The organism is Gilvimarinus sp. 1_MG-2023, from assembly GCF_030548285.1.
Map to the genome: position 1 here is coordinate 1 of NZ_JAUOSC010000572.1, position 323 is coordinate 323.

A 323-nucleotide genomic window follows, 5' to 3' on the forward strand; every position below is an offset into this window, starting at 1 on the left:
GACCAGACCGCTGCTTCAGCCGCATACTCTGGCGCCAAACAAATCAACTCAGCCATGGTGCTGCCACTCAGACAAAAAACAGAAACAGCATCGCACCCAGCAACAAGCGGTAAATCACAAACGGCAGCATACCCAGCTTGTCGACCAGCTGCAGGAAGTAGTGAATCCCCGCCCAGGCGCTGATGCCCGACACCGCCATCCCCAGCAACAGGCTAAACCAGTCCACTCCATCGGCAGCCTGAATCAGCTCCACCACTTTGAGGCCGGATGCTGCCAAAATCAGCGGGACCGACAACAGGAAGGAAAAACGGGCCGCATCCAGG

General features: G+C 57.3%; 1 protein-coding gene. It reads right to left on the reverse strand.

The window, feature by feature from the left end; all coding sequences use genetic code 11:
• Window positions 1–67: 67 nt before the first annotated feature.
• On the reverse strand, window positions 68–323 hold a 256-nt coding region (locus tag Q4563_RS18140; RefSeq protein WP_303605496.1), incomplete at its 5' end, for an undecaprenyl-diphosphate phosphatase.